Raw genomic sequence first — 10,454 nt, 5'->3', positions numbered from 1 at the left:
ACAATCACGGTATTGGTGGATGGCGAGATCATGACCACCTGCTGGCGGTTGCCCAGCATAAAGTAGCTGTCTTGCGGCAGCGCCGGAAAGCGCAGTTCTTCACCACCGCCGTTCAGCCAGAACTGATAGCCGTAGCGCGGGTCGTTGTTGCTGTCGTTCGGGCGCTGGGCGGCATCCACCCAGCTTTCCGCAAGCAGTTGCTCGCCGTTCCAGTTGCCCCGGTTCAGCATCAACAGGCCAAGGCGCGCCCAGTCACGGGCGGAGGCGTAGATATAGGAACTGCCCACGAAAACGCCGCTGGCATCGACCTCGAATACGGTATTGCGCATGCCGAGTGGTGCGAGAATCTGCTGTTGGAAAAAGTCCGCACTGGCCTGGGGCGAGCTGCCCAGTTGTTCGTAGGCCCAGCGCGCCAGCAGGTTGGTGGTGCCGGAGGAATAGGAGAAGTGCTCGCCGGGGCTGTATTTCAGCGGGCTTTGCAGGGCTACGCCGGAAGCGCTGTGGGCGTTGAACAGCATGCGGGTGGCGTCACTGCCCGGTGCATAGGTCTCGTCGAAGTCGAGTCCGGACGACATCTGCAGCAGGTTTTCCAGCGAGATATTACTGCGCGCGTCACTCCACTCCGGGAACAGCGGTAGTGAAATGGCCTGCTCTGGCTGCAGCGCCTGCAGGCGCCCGATCATCATCGCCGTCAGGCTTTTTCCCATCGACCATCCCAGCAGCGGCGTCTGCGCACCGATGCCTTCAGCATAGGACTCCGCCACCAGCTTGCCGTTTTGTACCACCAGTAATGCGCGGGTCTGCAGGCCCGCGGCATTGTCGCTGGCAACCATGCCGTCAAGTGTCTGCTGGAGCTTGCTATCGATATGGGTGGCATTGCTGCCCGCCGGCCACTCGGCGTTGTTCACGGCCGGCGGCGCGAAAGTGATGCGGTCCAGTGTACTGGTATCGCCGATATCCAAGGTGCAACCGAGGCCTGGGCGGTAACGCGCGCTGGTTTCACCGAGCCCGAACAGGGTGGCGGTTACCTGCTTCGGGTTGTCTTGGTAGCGCAGGTTGAGCAGGCGATTGGCGGGGGAGTAGGAGGCCAGGTCCTCCAGGTTCTGCGCTTCGCTGAAGCCGGACACATAGCGCCCGGAACAGGCCAGCTTGGCGCCCATGCCGGTGGCCACATTGACTGCGCTGCCGAGCTGGGCGATGGAAAAACCGAGTAGGGTCGGTGCCAGCAGGGCGAGCGCCAGGCCGAGAGTGGCCAGTGTCGCGAGCAGAATCAGTATTATTTTTTTCACGGTTTTGACCCGGTTAAGCGTGTTGGCGGAATTCTAACAACGGGGTATCGGGCGCCGGCAGGTTAACGGCGGCCAGTTTCTGGCGTTGCCGCGGATGGGGTGCCTGGAATCTCGTCAGTCGCTAACACCGTACTCGGCGTCAAACTCCCGCAGCAGCGCCAGGAAGGGCTCGCCGAATTTCGCCAGCTTGCTGTCGCCGATACCTGAGATGGCCAGCATTTCTGCGGTAGTGCGCGGGCGAGCGCTGAGCATTTCCCGCAATGTGGCATCGTGGAATACCACATAGGGCGGTACGCCGCGCTCCTCGGCGAGGGACTTGCGCAGGGCGCGCAGTGCGTCCCACAGCGGTTGGTCTGTGGGGGAAATTTCTGCGCGGGCGTCGCCAGCACCACTATCCCGCCTGGTAGTCTTGGTCGGGGCGGCTTTGGGCAGGGTGCGAAGTTGCACACTTTCCTCGCCGCGCAGCACTGGCCGGCACTGCTCGGTCAGTTGCAGCGCATTGAACGCCTCTGCGTTGACCCGCAGGTAACCGCGCACCACTAGTTGACGGATGATGGCACGCCATTCGTTGGCACTCATGTCCGCGCCGATGCCATAAGTGGACAGCTTGTCGTGACCGAACTGGCGGACCTTCTCGGTATCCGCCCCCCGCAATATGTCGATCACATGGGCGGCGCCAAAGCGTTGGCCGCTGCGGTAAATCCCGGACATCAGCTTGCGCGCGGGCTCGGTGGCATCCCAGGTGGCGGGTGGCTCCAGGCAGGTGTCACAGTTGCCGCAGTCTGCCGCCAGCTCTTCCTCGAAGTAGCGCAGCAGCACCCGGCGCCGACAGCTAGTGATCTCGCACAGGCCCAGCATGGCGTCGAGCCGCTGGCGCTCCTGGCGCTTGTGCTCTTCGCTGCCCTCGGACGTAGCGGCCATCTGGCTGAGCTTCACCACATCTTCCAGGCCGTACAGCAGCAGCGCGGTGGAGGGTTCGCCATCACGGCCGGCGCGGCCGGTCTCTTGGTAGTAGGCCTCGATACTCTTGGGCAGATCCAGGTGGGCGACAAAGCGCACATCCGGTTTATCGATTCCCATACCGAAAGCGATGGTGGCCACCATGATCACGCCTTCTTCCCGCAGGAAACGGCGCTGGTTTTCGGCGCGCAGCGGCGCAGGCAAGCCGGCGTGATAGGGCAGGGCATTGAACCCCTGCTGCTGCAGCCATTCGGCAGTGGACTCCACCTTGCTGCGGGAGAGGCAGTAGACCACACCGGCGCTGCCCTGTTGCTCGCTGTTGAGGAACTGCAGCAGCTGCCGTTTGGGATTGTCCTTGGGCGCAATACGGTACTGGATATTGGGGCGGTCGAAGCTGCTGACGAAGTGTCGCGCGTTTTCCAGGTCCAGTCGCTGGGCGATCTCGCGGCGGGTGCGCTGGTCCGCGGTGGCGGTGAGGGCGACACGCGGTACCTGGGGAAAGCGCTGGTGCAGGCAGGACAACTGCAGGTAGTCAGCGCGGAAGTCGTGCCCCCACTGGCTGACACAGTGCGCCTCGTCGATGGCGAATAGGGATATGTTGGCGCGCTGCAGAAGATCCAGCGTGCGCGGCTGCAACAGTCGTTCCGGGGCCAGGTACAGCAGTTCCAGCTCGCCGCCGAGCAGCCGGTTTTCGATCTGCTGGGCTTCGTCGAAACCGAGGGAGGAGTTCAGGAACGCCGCCGCGACACCGGCTGCCCGCAGGGCCTCCACCTGATCCTGCATCAAGGCGATCAGCGGTGAAATCACGATCCCGCATCCCGGGCGCGCCAGCGCGGGGATCTGATAGCACAAGGATTTGCCGCCGCCGGTGGGCATGAGCACCAGCGCGTCCTCGCCTGCGACCAGAGTGCTGATGATGGCTTCCTGGTCACCGCGGAATCCGGTGTAGCCGAAAGTATGCTCGAGAATGAAATGGGGGCTGCCCGCGGGGGGCTGCGCTGCTGAAATCCCGGCGTCTGTGCCGGAAAGCGAGTGTGATTCTGTCATGGGCGGCAGTATACCGTTTGCCCAGGGCGGGGTGTGAACCGGATCTGGCTGCCCGGAGTCGAATTGTTGACGCCCGATTGCGCGATTTCGCCCCGTATTGGCGCCTGTTTACTTCAGGGAGTGTGATCTTGGTCTATAATCCCTCCACCGCAGACATAGATAGGGATAAAGCTATGCGCGCCAAGACAGTGACGTCATCCACCACATCGACATCCTCTTCAATTTGGGTCCGTGTACTGATTCCTTGTGCACTGATCTGGGTTGCGGGCTGCACTACTAACGCCGGCAATTCCCTCAACCCCCGCAATCTCGCCCAGTCCGCGGTGGCGGACACTCACCTCGGCTGGAAGCAGGCGCCGGAACACCAGCTCAACTATTCACTGGCCACATCCAGCGGCATCGCCCGCATGGAAATGCGCGAACTGCCGGCGGACCTGCAGGCGGTAACCATCGAGCTACCGGGTATGCGCAGTGTGGAAGGGGTGCAGTGGCGCACTGCCGCTGGCCAGCACGCGATGCTGTTTGACGGTGCAGAAGGGGCCGATGGTGTGACCCTCGAGCGCCAGCAGCGCGGCTATCGTCTGCAACTGCAGGGGGCCGCACTGGAGTCCATGCGCAGCGGCGGCTTCCTGACGGTGATTGATTACTATCGAAACTGATTGCCTACACAATTGATTGCGCGGCGAATGACGCAGGGTATGGACTGCGCCGCGACTCAGAAGCCCAGCCCTTGCGGGCGGATCAGGTAGAGCTTGGGCCAGTATTTCCCCGTCACCCAGAGCCCGTTGCGGGCACGATCCCAGGCAATACCGTTGGCCACTGCGTCGACGTTCCAGTTGCCTGGCGCGCTGTCCCGGCGCAATTCCGCCAGGTTCAGAACCCCCTTAACTTCACCGTTCGCCGGGTCGATGGCAATGACCCTTGGATCCTGCCAGATATTGGCCCAGATCAGGCCGTTGGCGTATTCCAGTTCATTCAGCCGCGTCCAGTTTTCACCACCGCCACGCACCTGAAGCTTGTGGGTAATGGCGAAGGTTTCCGGGTCGCGGAAGGTGAGGGTGTCACTGCCATTGCTCATGATCAGCTGTTTGTCGTCGCTGGTGAGACCCCAGCCTTCCCCGGTGTAGCTCAGTACCTTCTCCAGCGAAAAATCTTCACGGCGATAGATCTGTACCTCGCCCGCGCGGTAGGTCAGCAGGTACAGCCGCTCACCGAAAACTGCGAGCCCTTCCGCAAAGCGGTTGCCCGCCAGCCATTTGCGTCTTACGGGATTGGCGCCCGGGTCGGTATACTCCGCCAGCCATGAGCGACCGTAGAGGCCGCTGCTTTCCAGCCAGCGCTCGCCGTCGAAATACAGTCCCTGGGTAAAGTGATCCGCGGGCCGGGTTTTACTGTCGAGCAGCTGGTAGTCGAGCTGCTGTAGGGCCGGCTGTGCCGCGGCAAGCGCGGTAAGGGGTAAAACCAGCAGCGACAGCAGTGCGGTAATAGCGGATTTCATGGTTGGCTGAGCGTGTCCCTGTTTAATCGTTTTTTATCGGTGCAGTAGTTTATGACCAGAATAAAGGCATTTGTCACTTTGACATTGCTTGGTGGCCTGGCGGTGGTATTGCCCATTGCCATTTTCATCCTGCTGTTTCAATGGCTGTTCGGCCAGATCAGTGAGCTGGTGGCACCGGCCACGGAGTGGATGCAGGCTCATACGGACTTCAAGGATAACTTTGCACGCCTGATCGTCCTAGCGCTGATTGTGGGCCTGTGTTTTATGATCGGTCTGCTGGTAAAAACCAGTGTGGGGCGCTGGATGCACCGGCATCTGGACCACTGGCTGGGCAGGCTGGCGCCGGGGTACAACACCATCAAGGACGTGGTGCTGCAGTTTATCGGTGGCGCAGGTAGTGAAGGGGTGCTGTCGGGGCCGGTGGCAAGGGCGCGGATTCACGGTGCGGACAATCCGCTGTCGGTGACGGCGATTGTGACTTCGCAGCATCCAAATGGCGATTTCACCGTGTATGTGCCGACAGCGCCGGTGCCCACCTCCGGATTTGTTTACCACCTGCCGCCGGAATGTGTGGAGATTCTTCCGCACGTGACCGTGGAGGCGGCGATGAAATCCATTGTGTCCTGTGGCTCCGGCAGCGGTGCCCTGTTACAGGCACCGGCTCAGGAAGTTTAAAAACTAAACGTCGCGGTTTTTACCCAATGCGCGGATGGCAAAGCGCATTGGGTGCAGAGCCTTCGCCAGATCTGCCGATACCGGCATGACCTCTCCGCTGATCCATGCCGCCAGTACTTCCGCAGCAAGTGGGGCATAGGCAAATCCGCGTGATCCTAGTCCCGCAAGTACGTACAGGTTTTGCTGGTACGGCGTGCGCTGGTCAATCAGTTGCTTGCGATTCTTGCGCAGCGCGCCGTAGGTATTTTCCAACTGTTCCCACTCCGCGACCGGGCCTGCCATAGGCAGATAGTCCGGGGTGGCTGCGCGCAGTGCGGCGCGGCCGCGCAATGGCTGGTTGCGGAAGGACTCGGCAATCTCTGGCAACAGTGAGGCCAGGGTTTCCAGGTTTTCCCGGTGTTCTTCCTCGCGGATTTCGGTATCCGTCTGCTTCAGTTTGAAGGTGGCGCCGAAGCTGTGTTGCTGCCTTTCCTCTGTGTCTGATGTCGGGGCCGCCGGGGCGATATAGCCTTCGCCACAGAGGGCGATTTTCAGTGCTCGCGATGGCGGTGTCGCTTCGGCGAAGGAGACCTGGCCCCGGATTGGCTGCAGCGGCAGCGGCGCAGTGTGGGGGAATTGCCGATTGAAATTGGCACTGCACAGGATCGCCGCGTCAAAAATTTGCGATTCGGTTTTACCCGTGCTGTCTGTTTGCAGCTCCCAGCACTCCGAGGATTGCCGAACGCTGCATACCTGCGTGCCGGGCCGGAAGTCAATGTTCGGGTGCTGCAGCAGGCTGCGACACACCTGCTTGGGGCGCAGCCAGCCGGCATCCGGGAAATGGAGCCCGGGCATGGCGAGATCGACACCGGCCAGCTCGCTCGCACGGCGTGCGGACACCGGTTGTGCGAGCAGCGCGTCGGCATCCAGTCCGAGATGGTCGATCACCTGCTGCTGCAGCTGTTGTTCTTTTTCCGTTTCTGCCAGTTGCAGCAGACCGTCGAAATGGATCGCGTCGGCACAGCGAGAGGGGTAAAAGCGCTGGGCAAACTGCAGTGCGAGCAGGTTGAAGTCGCCGTTGGGGCCGGGTTTGGGCGAGAGCTTCGCGTAGAGAATCCCCTGGTCGTTGCCGGAGGCACCGCTGCCGGGTTCTTCCCCCTGTTCGAACACGGTGACGTGGAAGTTGCGCTCCGCCAGCGCACGCGCGGCAGTCGCACCGGCAATGCCCGCGCCGATCACGGCGATGGAGACCGGTACGTTCCCGCGGCTAGGGGGCAAGTGCCACGGGGTTGCTTGGTGTGCTCGTTGCTGGCCGGGTGTCGCCGGGGCAAAGCGCCCGCGCAGCATTTCCCGCTTGTGACCAAATCCCGGCACTTTTTCCAATGCGAACCCGACCGCCTTCAGTCCCCGCTTGACGATGCCCGCGCAGGTAAAGGTGGCAAAGGTGCAATCTGCTGCGCTGAGGTGGGCGATAGCGTCAAACAGTTCGTCGCTCCACATCTCCGGGTTTTTTGACGGCGCGAAGCCGTCGAGAAACCAGGCGTTTACCGTGCTGTCTCTTTGCGGATCGTCCAGTTGCACACGTTCGAAGCCGCGGCACGCCTCGTCGATGATCAGGGTCAGGTGTACATTGCCGGCAAAATTCAGCCGGTGTACGCCTGGCGCCAGGTAGGTGGGGTAGTGGGCAATCAGCTGTTCGCTGAACTCGCGCAGTTCGGGCCACAGCGCCATTGCGCGGCGGAGATCCTGGGGGTGCAGGGGAAATTTCTCCACGCTGACAAAGTGCAGCTGGGCAGATGCGGGGGCGCACTGCTGCCACAGTTGCCAGGCAGCGAGAAAATTCAGGCCGGTGCCAAAACCGGTTTCACCGATGGTGAAGGTGGCGCCGTCCGCGAGGTTCGCCCAGCGCTCATTGAGGTGATTGTGGGCGAGGAATACGTGGCGGGTTTCTTCGAGGCCGGAGGCGGTGGAAAAGTAAATGTCATCGAAGGCGGAGGACACCGGCTGACCGTTGTCACGCCATTCGAGCTGCGCCAGGTTGACCGGCTTTTTTTCCTGTTCTGACATGGCGACAACCGTTCAGCGCAGGCCAAATTCGCGCATGATTTGTGCGCACCACTGGTCGAGGCGTTCGTCGCTTTTGTCGAATTCGTTTTCCTCATCGAGGGCGAGACCGACAAAGTATTTGCCGTCCGCGGTCAGCCCCTTGGACTCCTCGAATTCGTAGCCTTCCGCAGGCCAGTAGCCCACCGCTTTGGCGCCAAGGGCAAGGACCTGGGCGTGCAGGTAGCCGAGGGCATCCTGGTACCACTGGGGATAGCCGGCCTGATCGCCGAGGCCATAGAGGGCGACAGTCTTACCGCCGAGGTCGAGTGTCGCCAGATGGTCCCAGCAGTTTTCCCAGTCTTCCTGCAGTTCGCCATAGTCCCAGGTGGGGATGCCGAGGATCAGGAAGTCGTATTCCTGCATCTGGGCGATATCCTCATCTGCCACGTTGTGGATGTCGATCCAGTCCTCGCCGATGCGATCGCGGATCTTTTCCGCCGCCATTTCGGTGTAACAGGTGCTGGAGCCGTAAAAAAGTCCGATAGGTGCGCGCATGGTTCTGGTCAGAGTTCTGTGGGATTAATCCCGATAAAGAAAGTATCAGGCGGTCAAATCGCGCCTGTATAACCCAGCTGTCGCCAGGCCTCGTAAATCACTATTGCCGCCGCATTGGAAAGATTGATGCTGCGGCTGTTGGCGCACATGGGGATGCGCAAGGTGTGCTCGCTGCCGGTCATGGCCAGGAATTCCGCCGGCAGACCGCGGGTTTCGGGGCCGAAGACGATGGCGTCGCCGTCGCGGAACTCAATTTCCGAGTGGGCACGGCTGCCTTTGGTGGACAGCGCCAGCACCCGCGCAGGCTGCTCGGATTCCACAAATGCCTGCCAGTCCCGGTGGCGCACGACGCGGCTGTACTCGGCGTAGTCGAGCCCGGCGCGACGCAGGCGCTTGTCGTCCATGGCGAAGCCGAGCGGCTCGATCAGGTGCAGTTCGGCACCTGTATTGGCGCACAGGCGAATGATATTGCCGGTATTGGGGGCAATTTCGGGCTGGTAGAGCACTATTTTGAACATGGCTACAACTTGGGCTGATCGAATTCGACCACGGGTGCCCCACGGGAGGGCCGGTCAGGTAGGCGGCCCGGGTCTATTGGTGACCAAGTGGGCCGCGAAGGGCGGGGATTATAACGCGGAGGAGGTCTCTTCGCAGTCGATCTCGACGCCGAGCTCGTCGGCGATTTCATCCAGTTCGTCGTAGAGACCGTCGAGTTCGATGTCTTCCGCCACACTGATGGTGCACTCGGCGGTAAACAGCGGCTCGCCGCTCCAGGGGGTGCTGCCGTAGCGGGTGTCCAGGGTTTCCACATTGATCCTACGGGCGGCGAGGGCGCGGGAGATTTCCTTGACGATCCCCGGGCGATCATTGCCCACCAGCTTGAGCTGCAGGGTCTGGCGACTTTCTGCGGCGACGGCGAGGGCGTCTTCCACCTGCAGTTTGAAGTCGGCGCCGGCGAGGCTTTTCAGTGCTTCCTTGAGTCGACCGCTGTCTTCTGCCGACACGCTGACCCGCAAGATACCGGCGAACTTTCCGGCAAAGTGGGCCATGCGGCTGTCTTCCCAGTTACCGCCGTTTTCCGCCACCGCGGCGGAGAGCATTTCCACTACGCCGGGTTTGTCATCGCTGATAATGGATATGACAAGGTGTTGCTGCATGGGGGATATCCTTATTGGTGCTGCTGAATTGTAGTGCGGTACCTCATTGCTGAGCTGAATTGTAGCCAGTGTCGCGCCGGGTGGGCAAAATTCTCAACTCTCCCTCGGGGAGCCGGGACGGCTCGGTCGCGGCCTTTACAAGGACGGATTGACGGTGTTGAATCGCTGTTCGCGGAACATAATTCCAAACAAGCCCACAAAAGGCGCTCAAAAGGAGAAACCCGATGAGATACCCGATAAAAATGGCAAAGTGGTTGGCGGGCGCTGCCTGCGCGCTGTCCTTTGCCGGCGCGGTGCACGCAGATACCCAGAACAAGGCGCTCGACAGTGCGGTGAATGGGGATCAGCGCACGCCGGCATACGTGGCGCGGGACAAGTACCGCCACCCGGCGGAAACACTGGCGTTTTTCCAGATTGAGCCGAATATGACAGTGGTGGAAATCTGGCCGGGCGGCGGTTGGTATACCGAGATCCTGGCGCCGATGCTGAAGGAAGAGGGTACGCTGTATGCGGCGCATTTCCCGAAGGCGACCGAGGTGGGCTATTACAAGAATTCCCGGGCCAAGTTCGAGGAGATGCTGGCCGCAGACAAGGACACATACGGTGCGGTAAAGCTGACGGAGTTTGTTCCCGGCGGCAACAGCGAGATTGCGCCGGCGGGTTCGGCGGACGTGGTGGTGACCTTCCGCAACGTGCATAACTGGATGGGCGGCAATAACGAGCAGGCGGCCTTCAAGGCGTTTTACGATGCGCTGAAGCCGGGCGGTGTGCTGGGTGTGGTAGAACACCGGGCGAAGCCGGGGACCACTCGTGAGGATATGGGCAAAAGCGGCTATGTGACTCAGGAATATGTGATCGAGCTGGCGAAGAATGCGGGTTTTGTGCTGGAAGAATCCAGTGAGATCAATGCGAATCCAAAAGACACCGCGGATTACGCGAAAGGGGTATGGACTCTGCCGCCATCCCTGCGTCTGGGTGACGAAGACAAGGACAAGTATCTGGCGATCGGGGAAAGTGACCGTATGACTTTGCGGTTCCGTAAGCCAAAATCCTGATACTTTAGATTTCACAAAGTTACAATGCCCCGGAAATTCCGGGGCTTTTTTTTGTCCTTCAATTCAAGTTAAGTACTGCGTAAGCGCCCGCTATATGTGCGTAGTGGAGAGTGAATGATAATTCCCCATAGACAACTCGACCCCGAAACCCTGCAAAACCTTTTGGAGGAATACGCCACCCGCGATGGCACCG

11 protein-coding genes are annotated in these 10,454 nt (G+C 61.0%); 4 read left to right on the top strand and 7 right to left on the bottom strand.

Features of this window, described 5'->3' with window-relative positions:
* Together VIL80_RS01055 and recQ are read right to left on the bottom strand one after the other, a co-directional pair.
* A partial coding sequence (locus VIL80_RS01055) for a serine hydrolase domain-containing protein (protein WP_332034315.1) occupies positions 1-1,289 on the bottom strand: 1,289 nt, incomplete at its 3' end.
* 114 nt (positions 1,290-1,403) lie between these two features.
* Entirely contained in the window at positions 1,404-3,296 is a 1,893-nt protein-coding gene (gene recQ / locus VIL80_RS01050) for a DNA helicase RecQ (RefSeq protein ID WP_332034314.1), read from the bottom strand.
* A gap of 173 nt (positions 3,297-3,469) precedes the next feature.
* On the opposite strand from recQ, the gene VIL80_RS01045 reads away from it, so the two are divergent.
* Positions 3,470-3,955 (top strand): hypothetical protein, encoded by a 486-nt coding sequence (locus VIL80_RS01045; RefSeq protein WP_332034313.1) that lies wholly within the window; start codon positions 3,470-3,472, stop codon positions 3,953-3,955.
* A gap of 56 nt (positions 3,956-4,011) precedes the next feature.
* Here VIL80_RS01045 and VIL80_RS01040 read toward each other — a convergent pair whose 3' ends face one another.
* Positions 4,012-4,794 (bottom strand): glutaminyl-peptide cyclotransferase, encoded by a 783-nt coding sequence (locus VIL80_RS01040; protein WP_332034312.1) that lies wholly within the window; start codon positions 4,792-4,794, stop codon positions 4,012-4,014.
* Positions 4,795-4,845: 51 nt separating this feature from the next.
* On the opposite strand from VIL80_RS01040, the gene VIL80_RS01035 reads away from it, so the two are divergent.
* Positions 4,846-5,469: a DUF502 domain-containing protein gene (locus tag VIL80_RS01035; protein ID WP_332034311.1), complete on the top strand. Its 624-nt coding sequence runs from the start codon at positions 4,846-4,848 to the stop codon at positions 5,467-5,469.
* Between the two features lie 3 nt (positions 5,470-5,472).
* On the opposite strand, the gene mnmC is transcribed toward VIL80_RS01035, so the two are convergent.
* The 4 genes from mnmC to VIL80_RS01015 all read right to left on the bottom strand — a co-directional run bounded on the left by mnmC (position 5,473) and on the right by VIL80_RS01015 (position 9,206).
* Positions 5,473-7,515, bottom strand: a complete 2,043-nt coding sequence (gene mnmC, locus VIL80_RS01030; RefSeq protein ID WP_332034310.1) for a bifunctional tRNA (5-methylaminomethyl-2-thiouridine)(34)-methyltransferase MnmC2/FAD-dependent 5-carboxymethylaminomethyl-2-thiouridine(34) oxidoreductase MnmC1 — start codon at positions 7,513-7,515, stop codon at positions 5,473-5,475.
* Between the two features lie 12 nt (positions 7,516-7,527).
* Entirely contained in the window at positions 7,528-8,049 is a 522-nt protein-coding gene (gene fldB / locus VIL80_RS01025) for a flavodoxin FldB (RefSeq protein ID WP_332034309.1), read from the bottom strand.
* A 53-nt stretch (positions 8,050-8,102) separates the two neighbouring features.
* Positions 8,103-8,567, bottom strand: a complete 465-nt coding sequence (gene trmL, locus VIL80_RS01020) for a tRNA (uridine(34)/cytosine(34)/5-carboxymethylaminomethyluridine(34)-2'-O)-methyltransferase TrmL (RefSeq protein WP_332034308.1) — start codon at positions 8,565-8,567, stop codon at positions 8,103-8,105.
* Positions 8,568-8,675: 108 nt separating this feature from the next.
* Positions 8,676-9,206, bottom strand: a complete 531-nt coding sequence (locus VIL80_RS01015) for a glycine cleavage system transcriptional repressor (RefSeq protein ID WP_332034307.1) — start codon at positions 9,204-9,206, stop codon at positions 8,676-8,678.
* A gap of 224 nt (positions 9,207-9,430) precedes the next feature.
* On the opposite strand from VIL80_RS01015, the gene VIL80_RS01010 reads away from it, so the two are divergent.
* Complete coding sequence (locus VIL80_RS01010; RefSeq protein ID WP_332034306.1) at positions 9,431-10,261, top strand: class I SAM-dependent methyltransferase; 831 nt, start codon at positions 9,431-9,433, stop codon at positions 10,259-10,261.
* A gap of 114 nt (positions 10,262-10,375) precedes the next feature.
* Positions 10,376-10,454, top strand: a 79-nt coding sequence (locus VIL80_RS01005) for a YheU family protein (protein WP_332034316.1), incomplete at its 3' end; no start/stop codon positions are given.

It is taken from the genome of Microbulbifer sp. (assembly GCF_036563125.1).
In the GTDB taxonomy this organism is placed as follows: domain Bacteria; phylum Pseudomonadota; class Gammaproteobacteria; order Pseudomonadales; family Cellvibrionaceae; genus Microbulbifer.
Note: the sequence above shows the minus strand (reverse complement) of the source record. Positions and strands in the feature narration are given on the sequence as shown.